The organism is Arthrobacter sp. T572 (assembly GCF_056780115.1).
This window is the reverse complement of sequence record NZ_JBRAZQ010000002.1, coordinates 4,001,086-4,025,815: the sequence shown is the minus strand read 5'-3', so window position 1 is coordinate 4,025,815 and position 24,730 is coordinate 4,001,086. Positions and strand designations below refer to the sequence as shown.

The following is a 24,730-nucleotide window of genomic DNA, read 5'->3' as shown; positions in this document are numbered from 1 at the left end:
TTAGGACTTCAACGATGACGACCTCCGTAGAAACCGCCAAGCATTACGTCCCCGAGGATCTGCCCACGCACATCCAGCACTACATCAACGGCGAGTTCGTTGACTCGGTTTCGGGCAAGACGTTCGACGTCCTTGACCCGGTCTCCAACCAGAACTACGCCACCGCCGCCGCCGGGCAGAAGGAAGACATCGACCTCGCTGTCGCTGCAGCACGCGAAGCGTTCGTCAACGGTCCTTGGCCGAAGATGAAGCCCCGCGAGCGTGCCCGGGTGCTGAACAAGATCGCCGACGCCGTCGAGGCGCAGGAAGCCCGCCTGGCCGAACTCGAGACGTTCGATACCGGCCTGCCGATCACCCAGGCCAAGGGCCAGGCCCTCCGCGCTGCCGAGAACTTCCGCTTCTTCGCGGACCTGATCGTCGCCCAGTTCGACGACGCCATGAAGGTCCCGGGCTCGCAGATCAACTACGTCAACCGCAAGCCGATCGGCGTCGCAGGTTTGATTACCCCGTGGAACACCCCGTTCATGCTCGAGTCCTGGAAACTGGCCCCGGCCCTGGCCACCGGTAACACCGTGGTCCTTAAGCCGGCTGAGTTCACGCCTTTGTCTGCCTCGCTCTGGGCCACGATCTTCAAGGATGCCGGCCTTCCGGATGGTGTGTTCAACCTGGTCAACGGCCTGGGCGAAGAGGCCGGCGATGCGCTGGTGAAGCACCCTGAGGTTCCGCTGATTTCCTTCACCGGCGAGACCACCACGGGCCAGACGATTTTCCGCAACGCAGCCGCCAACCTCAAGGGCCTCTCCATGGAGCTCGGAGGCAAGTCCCCGTGCGTCGTGTTCGCCGACGCCGACCTGGACGCCGCCGTGGATTCGGCCCTGTTCGGTGTCTTCTCCCTCAACGGCGAACGCTGCACCGCCGGCTCCCGCATCCTGGTGGAACGCGCCATCTACGACGAATTCTGCGAAAAGTACGCCGCCCGGGCAAAGAACATCGTGGTGGGCGACCCCCACGATCCCCAGACCCAGGTTGGTGCACTGGTCCACCCCGAGCACTACGCCAAAGTCGCTTCCTACGTGGAGATCGGCAAGTCCGAAGGCAAGCTCCTGGCCGGCGGCGGCCGACCCGACCACCTCCCCGAAGGCAACTACATCGCACCCACGGTGTTTGCCGACGTCGCACCTGACGCGCGGATCTTCCAGGAGGAAATCTTCGGTCCCGTCGTGGCCATCACCCCGTTCGAGAACGACGACGAAGCCCTCGCCTTGGCGAACAACACCAAGTACGGCCTGGCGGCCTACATCTGGACGCAGAACCTGACCCGGGCCCACAACTTCTCCCAGAACGTGGAGGCCGGGATGGTGTGGCTCAACAGCCACAACGTCCGCGACCTCCGCACCCCGTTCGGTGGTGTCAAGGCTTCCGGGTTGGGCCACGAGGGCGGCTACCGCTCCATCGACTTCTACACCGACCAGCAGGCCGTCCACATCACCCTCGGCTCAGTCCACACCCCCAAATTCGGCGCCTAGCACCCAACTAGGTCGCATTAGTGCGCGTTTTGAGCCCTCAAAACGGCATCAGCTGCGACCTAGTTGGGTTCCCACAAGAACCCTTTCAACGAAGAGAGACCATCATGAGCAACTTCACCGGCCCCATTCCCACCCCGACGGTCCCGGCCCCGGACATTGTCCGTTGCGCTTACATGGACATCGTGGTCACGGACTTGGCCAAGTCCCGCGAGTTCTACGTCGACGTCCTGGGCCTGCACGTCACCGAGGAAGATGAGAACGCGATCTACCTGCGCTCCTTGGAGGAGTTCATCCACCACAACCTGGTGCTGCGCAAGGGCCCGGTCGCGGCCGTCGCCGCGTTCGCGTACCGGGTGAAGTCCCCGGCCGAGGTCGACGCCGCCGAGGCCTACTACCGTGAACTCGGTTGCCGGGTGGAGCGCCGCAAGGAAGGCTTCACCAAGGGCGTGGGCGATTCCGTCCGCGTCGAGGACCCGCTGGGCTTCCCGTACGAGTTCTTCTACGACGTGGAACACGTCGAGCGCCTCACCCAGCGCTACGACCTCTACTCCGCCGGTGAACTGGTCCGCCTGGACCACTTCAACCAGGTCACCCCGGACGTTCCCCGCGGCCGCAAGTACCTGGAGGACCTCGGCTTCCGCGTCTCCGAGGACATCAAGGACTCCGACGGCGTTACGTACGCGGCGTGGATGCACCGTAAGCAGACCGTGCACGACACTGCCCTGACCGGCGGCAACGGACCCCGCATGCACCACGTCGCGTTCGCCACGCACGAGAAGCACAACATCATCCAGATCTGCGACAAGATGGGCGCCCTGCGCATCAGCGACAGGATCGAACGCGGACCCGGCCGCCACGGCGTCTCCAACGCGTTCTACCTCTACATCCTGGACCCGGACGGGCACCGCATCGAGATCTACACCCAGGACTACTACACCGGCGACCCGGACAACCCCACCATCACCTGGGACGTGCACGACAACCAGCGCCGCGACTGGTGGGGCAACCCCGTGGTCCCGTCCTGGTACACCGAGGCCTCCCTCGTCCTGGACCTCGACGGCAACCCCCAGCCGGTGATCGAGCGCGAAGAGAAGTCCGAAATGGCTGTCACCATCGGCGCCGACGGCTTCTCCTACACCAAGCCCACCGAAGGCACGGCCGCTGAAGGATTCAAACTGGGAGCGCAGGTCTAAGCCATGTTGGACGCGAAGACGATCGAAGCCATTGCCGACGAGCTCGTTGAGGCCGGCCGTAACCGCAAGCCGGTGCCGCGCCTGACTGCCCGGTACCCGGAGATGACGGTGGAGGACTCCTACGCCGTGCAGCAGTTGTGGCGGCAACGCAACGAGGAAGCCGGGCGCACGTTGGTAGGGCGGAAAATCGGACTCACGTCCAAGGCCATGCAGGCCGCCACGGGCATCACCGAGCCGGACTACGGGGCCATCTTCGATGACATGGTCTTCGAAACCGGCTGCTCCGTCGATTGGGACCAGTACACCCACCCGCGGGTCGAGGTGGAGCTGGCCTTCGTCCTCAAGGAAGGACTGAAGGGCCCGGGCTGCACCATTTTCGATGTCCTCAACGCCACCGACTACGTGGTTCCGGCCCTCGAAATCCTGGACTCCAGGATCGAAATGGAGGGCCGGACCATCGTGGACACCATCTCGGACAACGCCGCGATGGGTGCCATGGTGATCGGAGGCCGGCCCGTGAAACCCGACGCCGTGGACCTCCGCTGGGTCTCGGCCATCCTGTACAAGAACCAGACCGTCGAGGAAACCGGAGTCGCCGCCGGGGTCCTGGACCACCCCGCCAACGGCGTGCACTGGCTGGCCAACAAGATCGCCGCGCACGGGGACTCGATGAAAGCCGGCGACATCATCCTGGCAGGCTCTTTCACCCGGCCCCTGTGGGTCTACAAGGGCGATACCGTCCACGCCGACTACGGACCGTTGGGAGTTGTGACATGCCACTTCAACTAGGCCCCACGTTCTACCAGTCACTGGACCAAACGGGCAGGCCTCTGGCCGGCATGTGGGTGTGTTCCGGCAGCCCCCTCGTGGCAGAAATCTGCGCCGGGGCTGGCCTCGACTGGATCCTGGTCGACGCCGAACACAGCCCCAACGGACTCGAATCGATCCTCGCCCAACTCCAGGCCATCCACGGCTACCCCGTCCAGGTCATGGTCCGGCCCCCGCTCAACGACACCGTGGTCATCAAGCAATACCTCGACCTCGGAGTGCAGAACCTGCTCATTCCCATGGTCAACTCAGGCACCGAAGCGGCCGCGGCTGTGGCTGCCGTGAGGTATCCGCCCCACGGCGTGCGCGGGGTCGGGTCCGCGCTGGCCCGCGCCTCGCGCTGGAACCGGGTCCCGGACTACCTCGCCGAAGCAGCCGGCACCGTGAGCGTCACCGTCCAGATCGAATCCACCGCAGCAGTGGACGCCGTCGAGGAGATCCTGGCCGTCGACGGCGTGGACGGCATCTTCCTCGGCCCCTCCGACCTCGCCGCATCCATGGGCCTGCTGGGACAGCAGGAACACCCGCAAGTGCGTGACGCCGTCGAACACTGCATCAAGGCCGCCACCGCGGCAGGCAAGCCAGCCGGCGTCAACGCCTTCAACCCCGACACCGCCCGCGCATACCTCGACGCCGGAACCTCCTTCGTGCTGGTCGGTGCCGATGTGGCGATGCTCGCGCGGGGGTCTGAAGCCCTTGCATCGCAGTTCGTCCGGCCGTCGGAAGGTGCGGTAAAAGCCAGCTACTGATCTGCGAAAAAGGGACTGTTTTGTCCGCCGCCAAAGGGGTACAACAGTGGTATCAACCTGCGGATTCGGACCCTTTGGGAGCTGTGATGTCGATCCGTCCAGTGCCTCACCCCACGTTTTATGCCGTGCTGGAAAACGAGGCCCGACCCCTGGTGGGCATGTGGGTTTGTTCAGGAAGTCCGCTGGTGGCGGAGATCTGTGCCGGGTCAGGGCTGGACTGGTTGCTGATCGACGCCGAGCACAGTCCCAACGGCATTGAGTCCATCCTGGGACAGTTGCACAGCGTCAGCGGCTACCCCGTGCAGGTCATGGTCCGGCCGCCGGTCAACGATCCCGTGGTCATCAAGCAGTACCTGGACCTTGGCGTGCAGAACCTGCTGGTGCCCATGGTGAACTCGGCACTGGAGGCAGAAGAAGCGGTGGCCGCCGTCCGGTACCCGCCGCTGGGAATCAGGGGGGTGGGTTCGGCCCTGGCCCGGGCGTCGCGCTGGAACCGTATTCCGGACTACCTTGCCCAGGCCGGTGACACCGTCAGCGTCACGGTCCAGGTGGAGTCCGAGGCCTCGGCAGCCGTGGTGGAGGACATCCTGGCAGTGGATGGCGTGGACGGCATCTTCCTGGGTCCCTCGGACCTGGCCGCTTCCATGGGTCTGCTGGGACAGCAGGAACACGCTTTGGTGCGTGCCGTCGTCGAGCATTGCCTGGCCGCCGCCCAGGTGGCCGGAAAGCCTGCCGGCGTGAACGCCTTCAACGAGGACATCGCGCGGGCCTATCTCGACGCCGGCGCCTCCTTTGCGCTGGTGGGTGCGGACGTTGCGGTGCTGGCCAGGGCCTCGGACGCGTTTGCCGAGCGGTACATCCACTCCAAGCGACCTGTGCGTTCAGCCGACGAACCGGTGGCCGAAACCCTGGACCGCGCCGGCTGACCTAGACCGCGCCGCCTGACCTGGCCCGCGCCGGCGCCCCCAACTAGGTCGCAGTTGTGCGCGTTTTCACGGCTCTAAACGCGCACAAATGCGACCTAGTTGGGTGTTGCGGGGGTGTCCTTCCGGGCCATGTACCACTCCGTGAATTCGCGGGCACGGCCGTCCTCGGCGAACCGGATGACCCACAGATTGTCGTAGGTGGGCTGGCCATTGAGGTAGGTGGTGACTCCCTGCACGAAAGCGGTATCCCCGTCCCGGCCCAGGAGCGTCCATTCGAACGTCCAGTCCCCGGGTGCGTCCGAGGACTCGCCGGACCACTCCTTCACGATTGCCTCGTGCCCGTGCCAGGCCTCCTGGTCATGGGGTCGGGTGTTGTAGACGGCGTCCTCGGTGAAGAGGGCCTTGATGTCACCGGGCTGGTTTGAGTTCCACGCCCGCACGTACTGGTCCATCCACGAATTCACATCGCTCATCACTCTGTTCTACCGGTGAACCCGCCAGGGGACAACGGTTGTCAGGCGGATCGGGTCAACCCCCGGATGGAGCGGCGGATGTGGTCCGGGGTCAGGCCGGTGAGGGACGCGAGTTCCAGATCATCGCAGGTTTGTGCCCTCGCCGCCGCAACGATCAGCGCCTCCCGGCGTTCCGTTACCTGCCCGCGGTGACTTTCGGCGGCCTTCAACTCATCGCTCTTGGCCTTCAGCGCGTCCAGCAGGGCCTGGCGGGGGAGGCCACTGACCTGCAGGTCGTCATAAGCCAAAGCGATGGTCCGGACGGTGCGGAGGTTCTCGCCGGTCACGGCTGCGATGGTGGCCATGGTGAGCCCGTCTTCCACGGCTTGGGCGATCAAGTCATTCCTTGCAGCCGTCAAGGTCCTGATGGAGCTGGCTGCATGGGAGAGGAGTTGTCGGTGCACACCCAGGGCGTGGGCCAGTTTCGCGTGCTCGGCGTCCGCGGTCGAGGAAGTGCGCGCAGGAGCGCCGGCGCGGTAGGTGTAGCGCCCAGTGGCGGACCGGCCTTGGGCGGTAGCTGCTGGAGCCAAAGCTGGCATGAAATCCCTTTCGAACGCTCGACGGCGGTGGGCCGGGACAGCCGTCAACGTCGCCGCAGCGGCGCTGTAGTCAGCTGTTCCCACCACTCGAATCTAGGCAGCGTTCACCCGCCCTTGGAAATACCAATACCGCGTGAACCCATAAGCAAAGTGCATGGATCCGGCCTGATTCAGGCGCACAGCCCCCTGTCTAAGCATGGAGCGCTGCGAAAGCAACCCGCGTCATAAGGGACCCTTATGAATCCACGCTATTTAGGTCTTATCCAGAGCACCGGATGCGTACTTAGTCTCGAACAAAGGGATCCGCGAATCCGCGCGTCCCGAGTTCCACATCCCTGGAGGAGACATGTCCGAGTTCCTGCCGGCGTCGAGGGTTACCCGCATCAAGGCCTCAGCCAGCGTCGCCGCGGCCGCCCGCGTGCGCGAACTGAAAGCCGAAGGCATTCCGATCATCGACCTGACTGTCGGCGAGCCGGACTTCGACACCCCGGACCACATCAAAGAAGCAGCTGTCGCCGCGATCAGAGACGGTGAGACCAAGTACACCTCGGTCACCGGAACTCCTGAGCTGCAAAGCGCGATCCTCAACAAGGTCGAGCGGGACACCGGACACGGTTACGGAGCCAACCAGCTGACCATCGGCGGCGGCGCCAAGCAGGTCCTGTATGTGGCGCTCATGGCCTCGCTCAACGAAGGCGACGAAGTGATTGTCCCGGCGCCCTACTGGGTGTCCTACCCGGACATGGTCCTGGCCAACGACGGCACCCCGGTGATCGTCCCCTGCGGTGAGGAAACCGGCTTCAAGCTCACTCCCGAAGCCCTCAAGCAAGCCATCACCCCCAAAACCAAGTGGCTGATCCTCAACGCGCCGTCCAACCCGACCGGTGCCGTGTACTCCCGCGAGGAACTTCAGGCCCTCGGCGAGGTGCTGGAGGAAAACCCGCACGTCTTCGTCCTCACCGATGAGATTTACGACGAGGTGTACTTCGGCGAAGGCCGCGTCACCAGCCTGGTCACGGCCGCCCCGGCGTTGAAGGACCGGATCCTGCTGGTCAACGGTGTCTCCAAGGCCTACGCCATGACCGGTTGGCGCCTCGGATACGGCGTCGGACCGGCTCCGTTGATCGCAGCCATGAACAAGCTGCAGTCGCAGACCTCGTCCTGCCCGTCCTCGATCAGCCAGGCTGCCGCAGCTGCCGCACTGAACGGTGACCAGTCCTTCGTCCGCGACAGCGTGGAGGTGTACCGCAAGCGCCGCGATGCCGCCGTCGATGGTTTGAACGCCATCGACGGCCTGTCCGTGGCCCCGGCCGAGGGCGCCTTCTACGCCTACGTGAACTGCTCCGGCGTGATCGGCAAGACCGCGCCGGACGGCCGGGTCATCGAAAACGACCAGGACTTCACGCTGTACCTGCTGGACGCCGCGCGCGTCGCTGTCATCCAGGGTTCGGCCTACGGCCTGGGCCCCTACTTCCGGATCTCCTTCGCCACCTCGCTGGAGACCATCAACGCCGGCGTGGACGCTGTCCGCGATGCCGTCAACGCACTCAACTAGAAGGAACCCGAAAATGATCCATGTCAAGACCAAATTCGAGCGCCCGGACGCCGACGTCGTCGCACGCCTCGCCAGGTTCTCCTCGGCCACGATCCACGAAGCACAAGGCCGCCGCGGCGCTCTGAGCTCCAAAATCAAGCCGATCGACCGCTCCATGTCCTTCTGTGGTCCGGCTGTCACCGTGGCTTGCGCTCCGCAGGACAACCTCATGCTCCAGGTCGCCATCCACTATGCACAGGCCGGCGACGTGGTCCTGGTCGGTGCGCAGGAAATGGCCGAGGCCGGAACGTTCGGCGACGTCCTGGGCAACGCCATGAAGGCCAAGGGCATCGCGGCCATGGTCACCGATTCCGGCGTCCGCGACACCCAGAACCTGATCGAACTCGGGCTGCCCGTCTTCTCCGGCAGCGTCAGCATCAAGGGCACGGTCAAGGAAACGCTCGGCCCGATCAACCATCCGATCGTTTTCGGCGACGAAATCATCTACCCGGGCGACATCCTGCGCGGCGACGCTGACGGCGTCGTAGTGGTCCGCCGCGAAGAAGCCGAGGAAGTCATCGCACTCTCCCAGGCCCGCGACGACCACGAGCGCGAGCTCATCAAGCTCTACCACGACGGCGGCAACACCATCGAGCTGTGCGGCCTCACGGAGAAGCTCAAGCAGAAGGGCCTCCTTGTGGAGGACTAGTCTTTCCGCTGAGGGGCCGGCCACTGTTGTGGCCGGCCCTTTGGCGTGGGTCTCAGGGAGTCCGGGCACAAGAAAGGCGCCGTGCCCGGGTCTTGGGGGCAGGGCGCCTTCAGCGCGGTGCAGCTGTGGTTGGCGTACGACGGCGGGTGGCTGGCGTCTGTGCCTGGCGTACTGGTCAGTCGAGGCCGGAATGGCCGGGCCGGGTGTCCACCAGGTGCCATTCGATGCTGTTCCCGGCGTGAGCCGGCATGAGGCTTCCTTCAAAGACGAACAACGGCTCGCCGATACCGCCAATGGGCCGCCAGAACCCATTCTTTGGGCAGTGAAATCCGGTTCGTGCTGTGACAGTTCCGCGGGTTGGATTCGAAACCCATCCGGAGGTGCTGATCTTTTTCACCGTTTTGTCCTTTGAACAGGCCCGCAGTCTTCCGTGGGCTGTATTTCGAATTTCTTCTTAATTCGATAATAGGAAACTAAAACGGCTTTGAATAAGACCAAAGCTGTCTGTCCGGATAAGACTTTGTTATGGATGTGCGGGCAGCTGCACGGGGTCTGTTCCGTACTTTGAGATCAGCTGCTGGTGGAGCATCTCCTTGACCACCAGAAGGACGGCGGAGGCTGCCTCGGACAGGGGCTCGTGGTCCGGTGTGCAGAGGGCGATCTTGCTTTGCAGGGCAGGCTCCACGATCCGCAGTACCTTGAATTCCTGGTCCGGGAAGAGGGCGTCCGCTGCCGACTTGGGCAGTACCGTGCCGCCAAGGTTCGCCCGGATCAGCCTGGTCAGGGAGGGGACAGATTCCACTTCACCCACGAGCTTGAGCGGCAGGTCCTGGTCGTCCAAGCCCTTCTCGATCAGTTGCCGGAGCGTGTGGTTCTTCTCCGGGAGGAACAGGCCCGCGGTGCTCGCTTCGGCCAAGGTAATGGTGTCCCTGCCGGAGCTGAGGCGGGCCACCTCAGCTTCCGGGTGAACCACCAGGTGCAGATCTTCGACGATCATGGTGGTGAACTGCACGCCCCGGATTTTGCCGGGTTCATAGATCAACGCCATGTCCAGGCGCCCATTCTTGATGGCTTCGCTGAGGACACCGCCGAAAATCTCGGTCAGATGAACCACGATGTCCGGGTAGCGCCTGCCCACTTCGCTGATGATCCTGGGGGTCAGGCTGGAAGCCATGCTGTAAGGGGCGATCGCGATGGATACCCGTCCTGACGGTGCAGCCCCGGAGGTTGCCACGTCCTGCCGGGCCTGTTCAACCAGGCGGAGGATCGACTGGGCGTGGCGGTACAGCGTGTGTCCGGCTGCGGTGGGTTCAACCCCCTGCTTGCTGCGGATCAGCAACCGCTGCTTGAGGTCGTTTTCCAGGGCGGACACCTGCTGGCTCAGGGCCGGCTGTGCAACGTGAAGGGCTGCAGCGGCCTTGGTGATGCTTCCTGAGTCGACGATTTGGACGAAGTAGGAGAGCTTTCGTGTGTCCATGGATCTACCTTTCTGGTTGTTCAAATATAGACGCACCCGCACGCGCTGGGAGCCGCGCCACAGCACCGGGTGGCGCAGGTCATAACGGAGAGCTATCACGGGATAGCGATTAGGTCTTTGTGCAAGGCAGTTGGCGGGTGCGAGACTTCTGGAAGAACCTTAGGCGAAGTTTTGAAGCATCAGGACAGCAGCCACTTTCCGGGAATTCCCATCATCAACCCTGATGGTCTGCGGCATTTTTCGGAATTTCATAAGAATTACCCACGGAAAGAGAACCACGTGAACCCGATGATTGATCTTGTAGCGGATCTCGGAGAGGGATTTGGCGCCTACACCATTGGTGACGATTCCGAACTCCTGGAGATCGTCTCAAGCGCCAATATCGCGTGCGGGTTCCACGCCGGTGACCCGGACATCATGGCAAACACTGTTGCTGAATGCGTCCGCCGCGGTGTGGGCATTGGAGCCCACCCAAGTTTCCCGGACCTCCGTGGCTTCGGACGCAGGGACATGGGTTTGAGCGCCGGCGAAGTCCAGAACGATGTCCTCTACCAGTTGGGCGCCTTGAACAGCTTCGCTGCCTTCCACGGCACCAAGGTCACGCACCTCGCACCCCATGGCCGGCTCGGTAACCTCGTGGCCGTTCGCGCCGACTACGCCAAGGCTGTGGCCGAGGCGGCAGCCCGCGTGGACAATGAACTCATCGTGGTGGCCCAGGAAGGCGAACTGGCTGCGGCCGCACGCACCGCAGGGCTGGACGTGGCCATCGTGGGGATCGTGGACCGCGCCTACCAGGAAGACGGCACGCTGGTTCCCCGCAGCCAGCCCGGCGCTGTCCTGCACGATCCTGCCGAGATCGTCGAGCGGACCCTTCGCATGGTGGTCGAGGGCAAGCTTCGCTGCGCCAACGGCGTGGACATTGTTATCGACGTTGACACGGTCCTCCTGCACGGAGACAACCCGGGCGCTGTCGAACTGGCCCGCCTGATCCGGTCCGAGCTGATCGCAGCCGGTGTCCGCATTGCACCCCTGGCCGAGGTCATGGACGCCAAGAGGAAGGCGGCCTGACATGACCGTCCTGACAGTGGCTCCCACCGAGATCTACGAATCGGGTGATTCGGCGCTCCGGGTGGTCGCAATCTCGGAAACCAGCGAAGACAACTGGCTGACCGTCCACCGCCTGGCCGGCTGGCTCGAAGAGTGCGGTGCCGAGGGCCTCCACGCCGCGGTTCCCACTTACGATTCCGTGCTCGTGGAGTTCGACCCCGTGATGGTTTCCGCGGGCCAGATGCGCGCGTTCGTGAAACTTGGCTTGGGCGAGCTCGGCCGTTCGGCAGGAAGCAGCTCAGCACCCCGTGAGTTCGACGTTCCCGTGGTCTACGGGGGCGAGTATGGGCCGGACCTGGAAAAGGTTGCCGCATTCCAGGGAATCTCCACGGAGGATGTTATCCGCCTCCACACGGAGAAGACCTACACCATCCGTTGCCTTGGCGCACCCGCGGGTTCCCCCATGATGGACGGTCCTGCATTTCCCAAGCCTGTACCGCGGTTGAAGGACCCCCGGCTGAGCGTACCGGCAGGTGCGGTATCCGTAGCTGGCCGCCAGGCTGTCATCGCTCCGGCCAAGGCTCCCGGTGGTTGGTGCGTCATCGGCCAGACTCCTCTGTCCGTCCTCAACATCCGCCGCGAACCGCTGGTCCCCTATCAGCCCGGAGATATCGTGCGCTTCCGGCAGATCGGCGCCGCCGACTTCCACACGTTGGCTGGACTGGAACTGGAAGCGCAGGCGCAGTCATGAACGGCCGGATCCTGATCCATCAGCCGGGAAACTCTGTCGTCACCGACCTGGGGCGCTTCCGGGGACCCCGGTTCGGGCTCCCCGTGAACGGCGCCCTGGACCAATACTCAGCCCGGGCAGCCAACATCCTTGCCGGAAACCTGGACAACGAACCCCTGATCGAAATCACTGCCCTGGACTTCCGCATGACGGCCACCCAGGACATCCTGATCGCGGTGACGGGCGCTCCCTTGACCCTCACGGTCGGTGGACGAACCGTCAGCCAATGGGAACCGGTATCGGTCCGGGCCGGCGAATCCGTTTCCCTCCGGGGCATCCACCGCGGACTGCGGGCCTACCTCGCCATCCACGGATCCGTGGAGGCGGATACGCTCCTGGACAGCGTTGCTCCGGACACCGTGGTCGGATTCGGACTGCAGCTCAAGGAAGGAACCACGCTCACCACCCGTCGCAGCGTGGGTCCCGTGCGGCAGCCGTACTTCGACCTTCCACTTTTCCGGCTGGGCCTCGAACGCCCCAGCATGGGTTCAGACCTGTCGGTCGACGTGACCGACGGACCGGACGTCGCTGAGTTTGGCGCATCCGGTGAATTGCTCTTCACCTCGGAGTACACCGTCAGCGGCCGCAGCAACCACATTGGCCTGCGGCTCGGCGGTGAACTTCCGGAAAGAACCTCAAGCAGTGAGGTCCTTTCCCGCGGAGTGCCAGTGGGCGCCGTCGAGGTTCCCTCCAGGGAAGAGTTGCTGGTACTGCACCGGGGACGCGGCGTCACCGCCGGGTATCCCGTGCTGGCAGTGGTCACCAGCACCGGACTGGATGTCCTGGCCCAGGCGCGGCCAGGGGACAAAGTCCGTTTTCGGAAAACCACAGTGGCAGAAGCAACTGCCGCCCACCGGCGCTCGCGGGCCCAACTTGAAACACTCCGCGAATCCGTCAACACCGTCTTCGGACTCCTCGGCATCGGATGCCGTCCCCAGTGGCAGGACCTACCAGTTGCGGCATGCAGCTAAAAAACCTGTCGTCATACCTAGTAGGCGTTGCTACGCTCATTTCAGTAAGGAAAAGTCATGACCGCAAGCACCAATGCTGCCCCGGAGCAGCATGAGCGGCTCACGAGCCGCCAAACCCGCAAGGTTGTCACCGCAGGTTGTGTTGGCATCTTCGTGGAGCTGTACGACAACGGCATCTTCGCCTTCATGGCGGGAACACTGGCCCTCGTCTTCCTGGCCCCCGGCAACCCGGACAACGCGCTCCTCTTTGTGTTCGCCGGTTACGCGGTCTCGTTCTTTGTCCGTCCCCTCGGCGCGATCGTCTGCGGTTACCTCGGCGATAAGATCGGCAGGCAAAAGCTACTGGTCTTCGTGATCATGCTGATCAGCGTCGCCACCGCCGGTATCGGCCTGCTTCCTCCGTATGCGGCCATTGGCATCGCCGCGCCGATCCTGCTGGTGCTCCTCCGCCTGGTCCAGGGCTTCTCCGTGGGCGGCGAAGCTGCCGGCGCCATGACCTTCCTGGCCGAACACGCCCCTGAGGGCAAGCGTGGCGTCATCACCTCTTTCGCGCAGATCGCGTCCTTCGCCGCACTCCTCACCGGTACCCTGGTTGCCTTCGCAATGTCGCCATGGCTCACCCAGGCTGCCATCGACGGCGGCGGTTTCGGTTCCTTCGCCTGGCGCATCCCGTTCCTCGTGGCCATCCCCATGGGCATCATCGGCTGGTACATCCGCAAAGCCATCAGCGACACCCCCAATTTCGAAAAGCTCAAGGAAGAGGGCGGACTCTCCAAGAACCCGCTCAAGGAAGCCCTCGCCAGCCCGGTCCACCGCCGCGCCATGCTGCTGGCCCTCTTCATCCCGCTGATGAACGGTTCCGGCTACTACGTCCTCTTCTCCTACATGCCCACGTTCCTCAAGGGCAAGCAGCTGAACTTCACCATCGGCGAGGCACTGCTGGTCACCGCCTGCAGCCTGGTGGTCATCTGCATCGCCATCCCATTCATGGGTGCACTCTCCGACCGCCTGGGCCGCAAGAAGGTGATCGCCGGATCAGCAATCGGAATGGCCGTTCTGGGCATCCCGTCCTACGCACTGATCGCTACCGGTGACATGGGCCTGGCCATCCTGGGTGCCTGCATCATGGCCGTGATCTTTGCCGGACACACCGCCGTCATCCACATCCTGCTCGTGGAACTGTTCCCCACCCGGGTCCGCTACTCCGCCTACGGCGTCGGCTACAACATCTCCTCGGCACTGTTTGGCGGCACCGCCCCGCTGCTCATGACCTGGCTCATCAGCAGCACCGGCAACATCTACATGCCGGCGTTCTACGCAGTCGTCACGGCCTTGGGCACCCTCATCGCCGTCAGCACCGTCAAGGACCGTGCCCACGAACCACTGCGCGACGCCTAGCAATAACCATCCGGCGGGCGCCGTCATCGATGGCGCCCGCCCCTCCCACTTTTGGAGAACCAATGTCCTTTTCTGACTACACCACCGCCCTGGTCACCGGAGCTTCCACCGGTATGGGAGCGGCCATCGCCGAACGCCTCGCCAAGCGCGGGTTGACCGTCCACGCCGTGGCCCGCAACGGCGAGCGCCTGGCCGAACTGGCCGACCGCACCGGAGCAGTCCCGCACGTGGTGGACCTGACCGACACGGCCGCACTGGCCGGCGTCGTGGGTGACCTCAAGGTGGACGTCCTGGTGAACTGTGCCGGTGTCTCGCGGCCAGGCAACATCCTGGACTCTTCGGAGCAGGACATCGACGAACTGGTGGACGTGAACCTCCGCGGCCTGCTGCAGCTGACGCGCCTGGTGCTGCCTGGCATGGTGGAACGCGACCTCGGGCACGTCATCAACATCAGCTCGATCGCCGGCGTGTACAACTTCTACGGGCACACGGTCTACCACGCCACCAAGGCCGCCGTGCACCAGATCTCCCGCCAGTTGCGCAACGACACCGTGGGCAAGCGGATCCGCGTTACCGAAATCTGCCCCGGCCGCGTGGAGACTGAGATCTTCGGCCGTAACATGGGCGGCACGCCGGAAGCCATGGAAGAAGCGTGGAAGACCTACTACGAAGGCTACGAGTCCCTCACCACTGATGACATCGTCAACGCCCTCGATTACGCCATTGAAACCCCGCGCCACGTCAACGTGGGCATGCTCGAACTGATGCCGACCTTCCAGGTTCCCGGCGGACTGACGTTCGACCGGCGCTGACGCCCTTCCGGTTCAGCCCCACAGGTTCCGGCGGCACTCACTCCCGCTGCCGGAAAACATAGGCCGGCGGCCGCGGTTTCCGCGGCCGCCGGCACCCGTTTAAGCATGATTGCAGTGCTGCAGTTGCCGGAAACCCACGACGGCGGGTGGTTTAGTCGTCGTCGCGGGTTTTGGTCAGGTGGTGGGTGGGGATGCGGTCCCGGTCATACGTAATTTCTGTGTAGCCGTGGGGCTGCGGGCGCCCGTCGGGGCCCAGGTTCACGAACACGATCTCCTCAATCGTGAGGATGCTTTGGCGTGTGATCATGTTGCGGACTTCGGCCCGCATGGTGAGCGAGGTGCGCCCGAACTTCTTGGCGGTCAGGCCCATCTCGATCAAGTCGCCTTGCACAGCCGAGCTCACAAAGTTGATTTCGGAGATGTACTTGGTCACGGCGCGGCCATTGCCCAACTGCAGGATGGCGTAGATCGCGGCTTCCTCGTCAATCCACTTCAGCAGGCTGCCACCGAAGAGCGTGCCGTTGGCGTTGAGGTCTTCGGGCCGCACCCATTTGCGGGTGCGGAAGGTGATGTCTGCTTTTTCCATGATCCGAGATTATCGAACCGTCCCCCGTGCCGCCTAAGCCATGGCGGTATGCGAAGCACTGTGCGAGTCGATGCGCTTGGAGTAGCAGTACGAGCCGCTGGCGCCAACGTAAGGGCCAAAGTTGGGAATCTCGGAGAACCCGGCGCTGACGTAGAAACTCCGGCCGTCGGACTGGGCCGACCCGGCTTCTGCCGCAATCACGCTGAATCCCCGTGAATGAGCCTGCGCCTCGAGTGCAGCCAGGATGGAGCTGGCCACTCCCGACCCGCGGGCGTAGGGGACCACATAGAGGCGCTTGACCTCTGCGGTGTTCTCGTCGAGCATCCTCAGTCCACCGCACCCCAGAGGTTGTCCCGAGCACTTTTCGTAGGCCACGACGAACACTGCCGTGTCCGCTTCAGACGGCGGCGGACCGGGTTCGTGGTCGGTGGTGCCGAAACGCGAGTCCAGTTCCGCCTGCTGTGCGGCCCGAAGATCTGCGCCAACCGGGTTCGCCCAGGTGACCTGCCGGATATTGAGCCGTGGGTTGGTCTGCATCAATGCCTCGTTTCGCTTCCGTACCGCTGAGGTGTTTATGCCTCTTAAGCCTAGGAAACGGCGGTTACCGTGGTGTTTCCTGCTCGTAAGCGTCCGGAGAAATGCTGGCTACTGCCGTGTCTGCTGCATGTCTGCAGGGCCTAAGGCCCACACCTACAGGGCGTCGCCCGTCGGATCCTCGGCCGTGCGGTCTGCAAGGGCCGGGCCACCCACGGGAACCTGGTCCCAGTGCACTACGTGCCAGCCGGAGGCAGGATCGCCTTCCAGGGCAACAACGCCCGTGTTGGGCAGCATGTGTGATTCCGCGAAACCGGTGCCGATGTCCGTTGCGCGCAGCCCGGCCCAGCACCGGATAGCGGCACCATGGCTCACTATTGCCGCAGTTGCATGTCCGGCGGCAGCTACCTTTTCCACCGAGGCATCGAACCGGGCAAAGAAGTCATGGCCGGTGAACCCGCCCGGCATCCGGGCTTCAAGGTCGCCTGCGGTCCACGAGAACACGGTGTGCATGTAGCGGAGGTGTGATTCGTGGTCGGTCTTCTTCTCAAGAGTTCCGGCTTCGATCTCGTGGACACCATCCAGGATGACCGGTTCCAGCCCGGTGGCCCTTGCCAGCGGTAGGGCCGTGCGCTGGGTCCGCACCAGCGTGGACGCGTACAGAGCCTCGATGGTTTCTCCGGCCAACGCGCGGGGGAGGGCGTCAGCCTGGCGCTCACCGAGCTCCGTCAGTCCGGGGCCGGGGAATGCCGTATCCAGTTGGCCCGCGACGTTGCCCGGTGTTTGTCCATGCCTGATCAACAGGAGCCTCATAAACGCTCCGCTCCTTCTCTGGTAGCTGACGTGTTTCCAGAAACCGCGCCTGGCTTTAGGGCGGTTCCTTGGTTCTTTGGTTCCTTGGTCCAGCCTAGACGCAGCGACTGGGAATCTTCGCCAGAGCGCAGCCCTGGGCAGCAATGACGCGGTGGAGACGGGCGGGTGTTGGCTCCGGGGCGCGGGGCTGTGGCGCGGCTGTGTGGTGCGGATGGCTAGCGCGGCTTGGTGGCGCGGCTGTGTGGTGCGGATGGCTAGCGCGGCTTGGTGGCGCGGCTGGGTAGCGCGGCTTGGTGGCGCGGCTGGATTGACAGACAACGACGGCGGGCCGTGTGGCGCGGCTGTGTGGCGCGGCTGGGTTGATAGACAACGACGGCGGACCGTGTGGCGGGGCTGTGGCGCGGCTCCGTGGTCGGACAACGACGGCGGGCTGGGTTTGCCCCGCCCGCCGCCGTGTGCGTTTGTGCTGCAGCTCTGAAATTACTGAAGGTGGTCTACGAGCTTTTCCGCAATGCCCGTGTACTTCCCGGGGGTGAGTGCCAGGAGGCGTGCTTCAGCTTCGGGGGACAGACCCAGGCCTTGGACGAATTCCTGCATACGCGCGGCGTCTACGCGCTGTCCGCGGGTGAGGTCCTTCAGGCGTTCGTAGGGGTTCTCCATGCCTTCCACTCCGGCAATGGCCTCTGCCCGCATCACCATTTGGATGGCTTCACCCAGAACCTCCCAGTTGGTGTCCAGGTCGCCGGCCAGGACGTCCTCGGCAACGTCCAGAGCCTTCAGGCCCTTGGCGACGTTCGAGATGGCCAGCAGGGAGTGCCCGAAAGCCACGCCGATGTTGCGCTGTGATGAAGAGTCCGTGAGGTCGCGCTGCCAACGGGAAGTAACCAGAGTGGCGGCGAGCGTGTCCAGGAGGCCGTTGGAGATTTCGAGGTTGGCTTCGGCGTTCTCGAAGCGGATGGGGTTGACCTTGTGAGGCATGGTGGACGAACCGGTAGCGCCGGCCACAGGGATCTGCCGGAAGTAGCCAATCGAGATGTAGCTCCAGATGTCCGTGCAGACGTTGTGCAGGATGCGGTTGAAACGGGCGATGTCCGCGTAGAGCTCCGCCTGCCAGTCGTGGCTTTCGATCTGGGTGGTGAGCGGGTTCCAGGTAAGTCCGAGTCCCTCCACGAAGGACTTGGCCACGGACTCCCAATCCGCGCCGGGTACCGATGCCACGTGGGCGGCGTAGGTTCCGGTGGCGCCGTTGATCTTGCCGAGGTACTCGGTCTTGGCGATGCGGACCAGCTGGCGGTTCAGGCGGTGCGCGATGACCGCCAGTTCCTTGCCGAGCGTGGTGGGCGTAGCGGGCTGGCCGTGGGTGCGGGACAGCATGGGGACGGAACGGTTGGCCTCGGCCATCGCCTGGATCTGCTGGACCAATGCGGTGGCATTGGGAAGCCACACGTCCTCCACCGCGCCCTTGATGCCGACTGCGTAGGAAAGGTTGTTGATGTCCTCGGACGTGCAACCGAAGTGGACCATGGCCGTCAGGTTTTCGATGCCGATGGCCGGCAGCCGACGCCCGATGTAGTACTCCACGGCCTTGACGTCGTGGACGGTGACGGCCTCGATCTCGGCGAGCTCATTGACGGAAGCGGCGTCGAAGCCTGTGACGATGGCGCGCAGTTTGGCGACTTGGTCGTCGGTGAGGGGACCGGCGCCCGGAAGCACTGAGTGGCTGGTCAGGTGGATCAGCCACTCGACCTCGACATGAACACGATCGCGGTTAAGGGCAGCCTCGGACAAGTAGTCGACGAGGGGCGCGACGGCGGCACGGTAGCGGCCGTCGAGGGCGCCAAGGGCGAGAGGTTCAGAAGCGAGGGAAACGCGGGGGGATTCAGCCATGGTGCCTATTCTTTCATGTTCCAAGCGAGGCCCTGAGTCGGTGACAAGCCGTATGTGGAAACCCCTCCGCGTTTTCCACATACATGACGCGCTCGCTTCCACCCCGCTCCGCGGCTCCGTACCGTCGAACTCACCGATCCGAATAACAAACCACGGAGTACACAGACATGAGCGTCGGCTTGATGCCCGCAGCCAACCCGCCCACCTTCGACCCCCTTGAGTGCGCGTCCCGCAGCCACGAAGTCCAACGACTGGCCTGGCGCATCAAGCGCTGCGTGGATCAGACGGACCAAGTGCTTGCAACCCTGCGGCGGACGCAATTGGAAAGTTGGCAGTCCCCGGCCGGGCGCGCGTACCGGACCACCATTGCAGTGCACGCTTCGGCGGTGATGCGCACCAGGGAGTCCCTGGACACGGCTGCAGGATTGATCCTCCGGCACTCGCAGAATGTAGCTGTCTCGGGGCAAAGGGTGAGTAATGGCTGATTCGGCACCGGTGGGGGCCGGCTCCCCGCCCCTTCCCTCTCCGCCCCTTCCAGATGGTTCCTTGACGATCCGCGGAGGGCTCGGCGGGATTTCCTTCCAGTTCGAGGAACTGTTGCGTGGCGTAGCCCAGCTGGATGACCTGGTCCAGCAGCTCAAAGGCGTAGAGGACGAAGCTCGTCGCGTCCAGGACGAACTGGCCGGGTCCCTTTATGAGTCTTATGCAACGGGGTGTGACGCTATCAATGCGGTAGCCGAGAGCGGCAAGGAAGCCGGCCGCGTCCGCCGGGAACTGGAAGCTGTAGCCGAGGGTGTAAGGCAGGGACATCGCGACTACGAGCGTGCCGAGGCCCGCAACGCAGCCCTGGGGGATTTCGGCCCGGAACAGTTCGGGCTGTCCGTGACGGCCCGGACCCTGAGCCGGGACATGACGGAGAACGTCATAGGAAGTGCTCTTCCGTCCGGCATGGGTGCCGGGGATATCTTGCGGAGTCTCGTGGGTTCGCCGTTCATGAAGGGAGTCCAACCGCGCCCGGTGCACGCTGAAAGCTTGGGCGAATCGGTGGAGCTGGTGGACCCGTCCATGGCTGCGAGCATGCGCCGGCTTCAATCCCTGCACGCCCGGGGTGACGGTGAAATCGAGGTCATTCAGTTCGATAACAATGGAACTGCAGCCTGGATGGTCCTCATTCCAGGCACGCAGCCCGATTCACCCAGCAGCAACCCGTTCGATATTGCCGGCATTGGAGAAGCTCTCGGTTACGACTCCGAGCAGGTAGTTCCCGCTGTTGCCCAGGCCCTGCGGCATGCAGGGGCTGAAGCCGGTGATCCAGTGGTGGCAGTGGGCCATAGCCAGGGTGGAGCACATGCGATGAACCTCAGCCAGAACAAGGCCTTCCTCAGCGAGTTCGACCTCAAGTATGTACTGACTGCGGGAGCCCCGACAGGAGGCATCACGCCGGGGCAAGGAATCAGCAGCATGCACCTGGAGCATGTCCAGGACTGGGTGCCAGGCAGCGATGGGCGTATCCCCGCGGATACCAAGGACAGGGTGACGGTCACGCTGACGAATCCTGTGCAGACACCCAAGGGGGAGGACCCGGGGTTGGGGCCAGGTCATGACCTTGAAAACTATGCTGAAGGTGCCGAATTGATCGCTGCCAGCCACGACCCGTCGCTCGCGGCGTCCAACGCTGCCTTCACTGCCGCTGTCGGATCCGGGGGTGCCGCCAAGGTGACGCGCTTCAAGCTGGAGCGGGAACCATTGCGGGATCCCCGGGCGGCGCTGCGCGATCCGCACCTGCCGGATTCCAAGCCGGCCATCGGTGAACGATGAACCAGGTGAGTCCCTGCTCGGCAGCGGTCGTTCCCCCGGCGCGGGATTCCTTTCTTCGCCTCGGGAGTTTGCCTGTGTTGCTATCGCGCGGGCTCGGCATCCACTCCACCCACGGACACTACCCCCGGGCGAGGAAGTTATCAGCGTTTGCGGGCACCCGGGATCAGCCCGGCCACCAAGCTGATGATGCTGACGATGATCGAGGCAAGAATGGCAGTCCAGAAGAATGAGTCGATAGTCAGATGCACCGGGGTGAAACTGCTCAACCATGCCGTCAGGTACAGCATTCCGGCATTGATGACGATCGTGAAAAGACCCAGTGTCAGAATCGTCACGGGAAGGGACAGGAACTTCACCAATGGGCGGACGAAAGCGTTGACCACACCAAAAATCAAGCCGATGAAGAGGTATGCCAGCACAATGCCTGCGGTGTCAGCGCTTTCCGTCAGGCCGGCATTGGCAGCTACCTGCTCCGTGGCGGACGTTGTGATCTCCAGTCCATCCAGCAGCCAACTGGCAACCCACAGGGCCAGACCGTTGATGAGGACGCGAATGATGAATGAACCCATGGGCCAATGCTGTCATATGGACCTGTTAAACAGCCCGGGAACAACCCGATGCGGGCAAGTAGTCTTGAACCCATGACTACTACTGACAACGCACCGGAGGGCGTACTCCCTCGGCCGGTCGTGGACAGGCTCCCCAAGTATGCTGCCGGCAAACCTCCGGCAGCAATTGAGGGCCTCACCAGCTACAAACTGTCGTCGAATGAAAACCCCCTGCCGCCGATTCCTGCAGTGTTGCAGGCCATCGCCGACCAGTCGGACATCAACCGCTACCCCGACCCCCTGGCCACCAAGCTGCGCACTGCTCTGGCAGAATTCCTGGATGTTCCCGCTGACGATGTCGTCACCGGTGCCGGAAGCCTGGGCGCGCTTAACCAAATCCTCGCAACATTCGCCGGGCAGAATGACGACGGCAAGCAGGACGAGGTGATTTATGCCTGGCGTTCCTTCGAGGCCTATCCGATCTGCGTCGGACTTGCAGGGGCCGCGAGTGTGCAGGTCCCACTGCTCCCGGACGGGCGCCATGACCTGGAGGCCATGGCCGCTTCAGTGACGGTGCGTACCAAGGTCATCCTCCTGTGCACGCCGAACAACCCCACCGGCCCCATCCTCACTGCAGAGGAAACAGAACGTTTCATCCAGTCGGTGCCGCCCAACGTCGTGGTGGTGATCGACGAGGCCTACCAGGAATTCGTTCGTGACCAAGCTGCCGTGGACGGCATCAAGCTTTACCGCAAATACCCTAACGTGGTGGTGCTCAGGACCTTCTCCAAGGCCCACGGTTTGGCCGGACTCCGGGTCGGCTACAGTGTTTCGGGCCCGTTGCTCACCCAGCACCTTCGGGTAACCGCCACACCTTTTGCTGTTTCCCAAATCGCGGAACGCGCCGCAATTACGTCTCTGGAGAATTTCGATCAAGTTGTCGAAAGGGTACAAAGCCTGGTTGACGAGCGGGACCGTGTGACTGCGGGCCTGCGAGGCCTCGGATGGTTCGTGCCGGAGGCGCAAGGGAACTTCGTCTGGTTGAATCTGGGCGAGAACAGTGGCGAATTCGCGGCCCTCGCGGCGGAACAGGCCTTGTCAGTGAGGGCCTTCGGGAATGAGGGTGTCCGGGTCAGCATCGGCGAGGTCGAAGCCAACACCCGGTTCGTCAAGTTATGTGCGGGTTATACAAAGGCACCCGCGGGTTCCTAGCGGTTAACAAATGCGCCTACGGTACTTACTACGGATAAAGTAAGGACCGAAAGCCAATGTATATGCCCATTCAGGAATGCATTCCTGAATGGGCATATATCCCAGCGACAGACATTGCACGGCATCCGCCGCGGCAAGCAAGGAGACGGAATGGGCTCGACACAACTGCCCCCTGGGGCCGATGACACCCTGGCGGCTACCTCAGCAGCGGTAGCTGCGTCCGGGGAATCCGTGGAGATGGTCCAGTTGCTCGGCCCCGACGGGACGCTGGGCAGCGACCCCGTGTTCTCCGACTACGCCAAGCGGATCGACCCTGAGAAGCTGCGGACCTTCTACGCTGACATGGCGCGGATCCGTCGCTTCGACCAGGAAGCCACTGCCCTGCAGCGGCAGGGTGAGCTGGCGCTCTGGGTACCCCTGACCGGCCAGGAAGCCGCACAGATTGGTTCCGGGCACGCGAGCCAGGCGCAGGACTACATCTTCCCCACCTACCGAGAGCACGGCGTCGCGTTGGTACGGAACGTGGACCTCGCGGAACTGCTGCGCCAGTTCCGGGGCATCTCCAACGGCGGATGGGATCCCCGCCAGAACAACTTCCACCTGTACACGCTGGTGCTTGCGGCCCAGACACTCCACGCGGTCGGGTACGCCATGGGGATCCAGCGTGACCAGAAAATGGCCCGGGACTCCACCGATCCCAAGGCGGCTGTCATCGCCTACTTCGGTGACGGCGCCAGTTCGGAGGGCGATGTCCATGAGTCCATGGTCTTCGCAGCCTCCTACGACGCCCCGGTGGTGTTCTTCTGCCAGAACAACCACTGGGCCATCTCTGTGCCCACTGAAGTACAGACGAAGGTGCCGCTGGCCAATCGTGCCAAAGGCTACGGTTTCCCCGGAATCCGGGTGGACGGCAACGATGTCATCGCCGTCCACGCCGTTACCGAGTGGGCGCTGGAGCATGCCCGCGAGGGTCGGGGCCCGGTCCTCATCGAGGCTTACACTTACCGGCTCGGTGCGCATACCACCGCCGACGACCCCACCAAGTACCGCGAATCGGCCGAGGAAGCCGCATGGCGTGCAAAGGACCCCCTGGATCGCCTTGAGAAGTACCTCCGGTCCGAGGGCCTCGCGGACGAGGCGTTCTTCGAGCAGGTCAAGGTGGACGGCGACGAGCTCGCGAAGTACGTCCGCGAAACCACGCATGGCCTCGAAGTGCCGGACATCCGGGACGCATTTGCCAATGTCTACGCCGAGCAGCACCCCCTGATCGCCGAAGAACTGGAGTGGTTCGAGGAATATTCCGCAGGATTTGAAGGCGAAGAGGAGGCATCCAACTGATGGCAACCATGACCATAGCCAAGGCCATCAATGAGGGCCTTCGCGCATCACTGAAGAACAACCCCAAGTCGCTGCTCATGGGTGAGGACATCGGCCACCTTGGAGGTGTTTACCGGGTTACTGACGGCCTCATCAAGGAGTTCGGCGAAGACCGCGTGGTGGACAGCCCCCTGGCTGAGTCCGGCATTGTCGGTACCGCCATTGGCCTGGCCTTGCGGGGCTACTCGCCCGTCTGCGAGATCCAGTTCGACGGATTCGTGTTCCCGTCGTTCAACCAAATCACCACACAGCTCGCCAAGATCCATGCCCGCAGCCACGGCCAACTGACGGTACCCGTGGTCATCCGTATCCCGTACGGCGGCGGCATCGGTTCCGTGGAGCACCACTCGGAGTCGCCGGAAGCATTGTTCGCCCACACGGCCGGCCTCCGTATCATTTCCCCGTCCAATGCCCACGATGCCTACTGGATGATCCAGAAAGCCGTCGAGTGCACGGACCCGGTGATCTTCTTCGAACCCAAGCGCAGGTACTGGCTCAAGGGTGAGGTGGATGTGGAGAACGCGGGACTCTCCGAAGATCCTTTCAAGGCCCACGTGATCCGTCAGGGGACAGATGCGACCATCGTGGCTTACGGCCCGCTGGTTCCCGTCGCACTGGCTGCGGCCAACGCCGCCGCTGAAGACGGACGAAGCATCGAGGTCATTGACCTCCGTTCGATTTCGCCGCTGGACTTCGACACCGTGGAAGCCTCCGTCAAAAAGACCGGACGGCTGATCGTCGCCCATGAGGCTCCCACGTTCGGTGGTATCGGCGGCGAGATCGCTGCCCGTATCGGTGAGAGGGCCTTCCTGCACCTGGAAGCCCCGGTGATCCGCGTCGGTGGCTTCCACATGCCATACCCCGTGGCGAAGGTCGAGGAAGATTACTTGCCGGACATCGACAAGATCCTCGAAGCCCTCGACCGCTCCCTGGCCTACTAACCC

At 63.6% G+C, this 24,730-nt stretch carries 25 protein-coding genes; 17 read left to right on the top strand and 8 right to left on the bottom strand.

Annotated elements, in window-relative coordinates; translation table 11 throughout:
* Window positions 1-14: 14 nt before the first annotated feature.
* From hpaE to ACUYMZ_RS19785, 5 genes are all read left to right on the top strand, one after another.
* Window positions 15-1,526, top strand: coding sequence for a 5-carboxymethyl-2-hydroxymuconate semialdehyde dehydrogenase (gene hpaE / locus ACUYMZ_RS19805; RefSeq protein WP_481605500.1), 1,512 nt, complete (start codon window positions 15-17; stop codon window positions 1,524-1,526).
* Between the two features lie 104 nt (window positions 1,527-1,630).
* Window positions 1,631-2,719: a 3,4-dihydroxyphenylacetate 2,3-dioxygenase gene (gene hpaD / locus ACUYMZ_RS19800; RefSeq protein WP_481605498.1), complete on the top strand. Its 1,089-nt coding sequence runs from the start codon at window positions 1,631-1,633 to the stop codon at window positions 2,717-2,719.
* Between the two features lie 3 nt (window positions 2,720-2,722).
* A complete protein-coding gene (gene hpaH / locus ACUYMZ_RS19795) occupies window positions 2,723-3,508 on the top strand; it encodes a 2-oxo-hept-4-ene-1,7-dioate hydratase (protein ID WP_481605496.1) in 786 nt (261 codons plus the stop codon).
* Entirely contained in the window at window positions 3,493-4,296 is an 804-nt protein-coding gene (locus ACUYMZ_RS19790; RefSeq protein ID WP_481605494.1) for an HpcH/HpaI aldolase family protein, read from the top strand. Before hpaH ends, ACUYMZ_RS19790 begins: the two co-directional genes overlap by 16 nt.
* A gap of 86 nt (window positions 4,297-4,382) precedes the next feature.
* Window positions 4,383-5,222: an HpcH/HpaI aldolase family protein gene (locus ACUYMZ_RS19785; RefSeq protein WP_442423106.1), complete on the top strand. Its 840-nt coding sequence runs from the start codon at window positions 4,383-4,385 to the stop codon at window positions 5,220-5,222.
* A 95-nt stretch (window positions 5,223-5,317) separates the two neighbouring features.
* On the opposite strand, the gene ACUYMZ_RS19780 is transcribed toward ACUYMZ_RS19785, so the two are convergent.
* Together ACUYMZ_RS19780 and ACUYMZ_RS19775 are read right to left on the bottom strand one after the other, a co-directional pair.
* On the bottom strand, window positions 5,318-5,695 hold the full coding sequence (locus tag ACUYMZ_RS19780) for a nuclear transport factor 2 family protein (RefSeq protein WP_481605492.1): 378 nt from the start codon (window positions 5,693-5,695) through the stop codon (window positions 5,318-5,320).
* Between the two features lie 41 nt (window positions 5,696-5,736).
* A complete protein-coding gene (locus ACUYMZ_RS19775; protein WP_481605490.1) occupies window positions 5,737-6,357 on the bottom strand; it encodes a hypothetical protein in 621 nt (206 codons plus the stop codon).
* Between the two features lie 262 nt (window positions 6,358-6,619).
* On the opposite strand from ACUYMZ_RS19775, the gene ACUYMZ_RS19770 reads away from it, so the two are divergent.
* Together ACUYMZ_RS19770 and ACUYMZ_RS19765 are read left to right on the top strand one after the other, a co-directional pair.
* Window positions 6,620-7,828, top strand: coding sequence for an aspartate transaminase (locus ACUYMZ_RS19770; RefSeq protein ID WP_481605488.1), 1,209 nt, complete (start codon window positions 6,620-6,622; stop codon window positions 7,826-7,828).
* A gap of 13 nt (window positions 7,829-7,841) precedes the next feature.
* A complete protein-coding gene (locus ACUYMZ_RS19765) occupies window positions 7,842-8,516 on the top strand; it encodes a 4-carboxy-4-hydroxy-2-oxoadipate aldolase/oxaloacetate decarboxylase (RefSeq protein ID WP_481605486.1) in 675 nt (224 codons plus the stop codon).
* A gap of 523 nt (window positions 8,517-9,039) precedes the next feature.
* Here ACUYMZ_RS19765 and ACUYMZ_RS19760 read toward each other — a convergent pair.
* The gene (locus ACUYMZ_RS19760) at window positions 9,040-9,993 is read right to left on the bottom strand and encodes a LysR substrate-binding domain-containing protein (RefSeq protein WP_442423100.1); all 954 of its coding nucleotides are present in this window, start codon (window positions 9,991-9,993) and stop codon (window positions 9,040-9,042) included.
* A 279-nt stretch (window positions 9,994-10,272) separates the two neighbouring features.
* Between ACUYMZ_RS19760 and ACUYMZ_RS19755 the strand changes: the two genes are divergently transcribed.
* The 5 genes from ACUYMZ_RS19755 to ACUYMZ_RS19735 all read left to right on the top strand — a co-directional run bounded on the left by ACUYMZ_RS19755 (window position 10,273) and on the right by ACUYMZ_RS19735 (window position 15,011).
* Window positions 10,273-11,061 carry a LamB/YcsF family protein gene (locus ACUYMZ_RS19755; protein ID WP_442423099.1) on the top strand — a complete coding sequence of 263 codons (789 nt, stop codon included), beginning with the start codon at window positions 10,273-10,275 and terminating at the stop codon, window positions 11,059-11,061.
* A gap of 1 nt (window position 11,062) precedes the next feature.
* The gene (locus ACUYMZ_RS19750; protein ID WP_481605484.1) at window positions 11,063-11,791 is read left to right on the top strand and encodes a 5-oxoprolinase subunit B family protein; all 729 of its coding nucleotides are present in this window, start codon (window positions 11,063-11,065) and stop codon (window positions 11,789-11,791) included.
* On the top strand, window positions 11,788-12,801 hold the full coding sequence (locus tag ACUYMZ_RS19745) for a 5-oxoprolinase subunit C family protein (protein WP_426004707.1): 1,014 nt from the start codon (window positions 11,788-11,790) through the stop codon (window positions 12,799-12,801). The genes ACUYMZ_RS19750 and ACUYMZ_RS19745 overlap by 4 nt, the downstream gene beginning before the upstream one ends.
* Window positions 12,802-12,858: 57 nt before the next feature.
* Window positions 12,859-14,199: an MFS transporter gene (locus tag ACUYMZ_RS19740; RefSeq protein WP_426004705.1), complete on the top strand. Its 1,341-nt coding sequence runs from the start codon at window positions 12,859-12,861 to the stop codon at window positions 14,197-14,199.
* Window positions 14,200-14,261: 62 nt separating this feature from the next.
* Window positions 14,262-15,011 carry an SDR family oxidoreductase gene (locus ACUYMZ_RS19735; RefSeq protein ID WP_426004704.1) on the top strand — a complete coding sequence of 250 codons (750 nt, stop codon included), beginning with the start codon at window positions 14,262-14,264 and terminating at the stop codon, window positions 15,009-15,011.
* Between the two features lie 151 nt (window positions 15,012-15,162).
* Here ACUYMZ_RS19735 and ACUYMZ_RS19730 read toward each other — a convergent pair whose 3' ends face one another.
* From ACUYMZ_RS19730 to purB, 4 genes are all read right to left on the bottom strand, one after another.
* The gene (locus ACUYMZ_RS19730; protein ID WP_426004703.1) at window positions 15,163-15,597 is read right to left on the bottom strand and encodes an acyl-CoA thioesterase; all 435 of its coding nucleotides are present in this window, start codon (window positions 15,595-15,597) and stop codon (window positions 15,163-15,165) included.
* A 33-nt stretch (window positions 15,598-15,630) separates the two neighbouring features.
* Window positions 15,631-16,134: a GNAT family N-acetyltransferase gene (locus ACUYMZ_RS19725; protein ID WP_442423096.1), complete on the bottom strand. Its 504-nt coding sequence runs from the start codon at window positions 16,132-16,134 to the stop codon at window positions 15,631-15,633.
* 153 nt (window positions 16,135-16,287) lie between these two features.
* On the bottom strand, window positions 16,288-16,944 hold the full coding sequence (locus ACUYMZ_RS19720; protein WP_481605481.1) for a histidine phosphatase family protein: 657 nt from the start codon (window positions 16,942-16,944) through the stop codon (window positions 16,288-16,290).
* A gap of 480 nt (window positions 16,945-17,424) precedes the next feature.
* The gene (gene purB, locus ACUYMZ_RS19715) at window positions 17,425-18,831 is read right to left on the bottom strand and encodes an adenylosuccinate lyase (RefSeq protein WP_442423094.1); all 1,407 of its coding nucleotides are present in this window, start codon (window positions 18,829-18,831) and stop codon (window positions 17,425-17,427) included.
* 167 nt (window positions 18,832-18,998) lie between these two features.
* On the opposite strand from purB, the gene ACUYMZ_RS19710 reads away from it, so the two are divergent.
* Complete coding sequence (locus ACUYMZ_RS19710; RefSeq protein ID WP_481605479.1) at window positions 18,999-19,316, top strand: hypothetical protein; 318 nt, start codon at window positions 18,999-19,001, stop codon at window positions 19,314-19,316.
* On the top strand, window positions 19,309-20,649 hold the full coding sequence (locus ACUYMZ_RS19705; RefSeq protein ID WP_481605477.1) for a WXG100 family type VII secretion target: 1,341 nt from the start codon (window positions 19,309-19,311) through the stop codon (window positions 20,647-20,649). Before ACUYMZ_RS19710 ends, ACUYMZ_RS19705 begins: the two co-directional genes overlap by 8 nt.
* A gap of 140 nt (window positions 20,650-20,789) precedes the next feature.
* On the opposite strand, the gene ACUYMZ_RS19700 is transcribed toward ACUYMZ_RS19705, so the two are convergent.
* Window positions 20,790-21,218, bottom strand: coding sequence for a phage holin family protein (locus ACUYMZ_RS19700; RefSeq protein WP_481605475.1), 429 nt, complete (start codon window positions 21,216-21,218; stop codon window positions 20,790-20,792).
* A 72-nt stretch (window positions 21,219-21,290) separates the two neighbouring features.
* Between ACUYMZ_RS19700 and ACUYMZ_RS19695 the strand changes: the two genes are divergently transcribed.
* The 3 genes from ACUYMZ_RS19695 (at window position 21,291) to ACUYMZ_RS19685 (ending at window position 24,727) form a co-directional block, all read left to right on the top strand.
* Window positions 21,291-22,409: a histidinol-phosphate transaminase gene (locus ACUYMZ_RS19695; RefSeq protein WP_481605473.1), complete on the top strand. Its 1,119-nt coding sequence runs from the start codon at window positions 21,291-21,293 to the stop codon at window positions 22,407-22,409.
* Window positions 22,410-22,559: 150 nt separating this feature from the next.
* Entirely contained in the window at window positions 22,560-23,747 is a 1,188-nt protein-coding gene (gene pdhA / locus ACUYMZ_RS19690; RefSeq protein ID WP_481605471.1) for a pyruvate dehydrogenase (acetyl-transferring) E1 component subunit alpha, read from the top strand.
* Entirely contained in the window at window positions 23,747-24,727 is a 981-nt protein-coding gene (locus ACUYMZ_RS19685; protein WP_426004687.1) for an alpha-ketoacid dehydrogenase subunit beta, read from the top strand. Before pdhA ends, ACUYMZ_RS19685 begins: the two co-directional genes overlap by 1 nt.
* The last annotated feature ends 3 nt before the right edge of the window (window positions 24,728-24,730 follow it).

What these genes read in the sequence shown, in the direction of transcription:
- ACUYMZ_RS19760 (WP_442423100.1), bottom strand. Translation starts at nt 9,993, where the DNA reads ATGGACACACGAAAGCTCTCCTACTTCGTCCAAATCGTCGACTCAGGA.
- ACUYMZ_RS19700 (WP_481605475.1), bottom strand. Translation starts at nt 21,218, where the DNA reads ATGGGTTCATTCATCATTCGCGTCCTCATCAACGGTCTGGCCCTGTGG.
- ACUYMZ_RS19750 (WP_481605484.1), top strand. Translation starts at nt 11,063, where the DNA reads ATGACCGTCCTGACAGTGGCTCCCACCGAGATCTACGAATCGGGTGAT.
- ACUYMZ_RS19770 (WP_481605488.1), top strand. Translation starts at nt 6,620, where the DNA reads ATGTCCGAGTTCCTGCCGGCGTCGAGGGTTACCCGCATCAAGGCCTCA.
- pdhA (WP_481605471.1), top strand. Translation starts at nt 22,560, where the DNA reads ATGGGCTCGACACAACTGCCCCCTGGGGCCGATGACACCCTGGCGGCT.
- ACUYMZ_RS19720 (WP_481605481.1), bottom strand. Translation starts at nt 16,944, where the DNA reads ATGAGGCTCCTGTTGATCAGGCATGGACAAACACCGGGCAACGTCGCG.
- ACUYMZ_RS19735 (WP_426004704.1), top strand. Translation starts at nt 14,262, where the DNA reads ATGTCCTTTTCTGACTACACCACCGCCCTGGTCACCGGAGCTTCCACC.
- ACUYMZ_RS19705 (WP_481605477.1), top strand. Translation starts at nt 19,309, where the DNA reads ATGGCTGATTCGGCACCGGTGGGGGCCGGCTCCCCGCCCCTTCCCTCT.
- ACUYMZ_RS19785 (WP_442423106.1), top strand. Translation starts at nt 4,383, where the DNA reads ATGTCGATCCGTCCAGTGCCTCACCCCACGTTTTATGCCGTGCTGGAA.
- ACUYMZ_RS19780 (WP_481605492.1), bottom strand. Translation starts at nt 5,695, where the DNA reads ATGAGCGATGTGAATTCGTGGATGGACCAGTACGTGCGGGCGTGGAAC.
- ACUYMZ_RS19695 (WP_481605473.1), top strand. Translation starts at nt 21,291, where the DNA reads ATGACTACTACTGACAACGCACCGGAGGGCGTACTCCCTCGGCCGGTC.
- ACUYMZ_RS19745 (WP_426004707.1), top strand. Translation starts at nt 11,788, where the DNA reads ATGAACGGCCGGATCCTGATCCATCAGCCGGGAAACTCTGTCGTCACC.
- ACUYMZ_RS19725 (WP_442423096.1), bottom strand. Translation starts at nt 16,134, where the DNA reads ATGCAGACCAACCCACGGCTCAATATCCGGCAGGTCACCTGGGCGAAC.
- ACUYMZ_RS19685 (WP_426004687.1), top strand. Translation starts at nt 23,747, where the DNA reads ATGGCAACCATGACCATAGCCAAGGCCATCAATGAGGGCCTTCGCGCA.
- hpaH (WP_481605496.1), top strand. Translation starts at nt 2,723, where the DNA reads ATGTTGGACGCGAAGACGATCGAAGCCATTGCCGACGAGCTCGTTGAG.
- hpaD (WP_481605498.1), top strand. Translation starts at nt 1,631, where the DNA reads ATGAGCAACTTCACCGGCCCCATTCCCACCCCGACGGTCCCGGCCCCG.
- ACUYMZ_RS19710 (WP_481605479.1), top strand. Translation starts at nt 18,999, where the DNA reads ATGAGCGTCGGCTTGATGCCCGCAGCCAACCCGCCCACCTTCGACCCC.
- ACUYMZ_RS19730 (WP_426004703.1), bottom strand. Translation starts at nt 15,597, where the DNA reads ATGGAAAAAGCAGACATCACCTTCCGCACCCGCAAATGGGTGCGGCCC.
- ACUYMZ_RS19740 (WP_426004705.1), top strand. Translation starts at nt 12,859, where the DNA reads ATGACCGCAAGCACCAATGCTGCCCCGGAGCAGCATGAGCGGCTCACG.
- purB (WP_442423094.1), bottom strand. Translation starts at nt 18,831, where the DNA reads ATGGCTGAATCCCCCCGCGTTTCCCTCGCTTCTGAACCTCTCGCCCTT.
- ACUYMZ_RS19790 (WP_481605494.1), top strand. Translation starts at nt 3,493, where the DNA reads ATGCCACTTCAACTAGGCCCCACGTTCTACCAGTCACTGGACCAAACG.
- hpaE (WP_481605500.1), top strand. Translation starts at nt 15, where the DNA reads ATGACGACCTCCGTAGAAACCGCCAAGCATTACGTCCCCGAGGATCTG.
- ACUYMZ_RS19765 (WP_481605486.1), top strand. Translation starts at nt 7,842, where the DNA reads ATGATCCATGTCAAGACCAAATTCGAGCGCCCGGACGCCGACGTCGTC.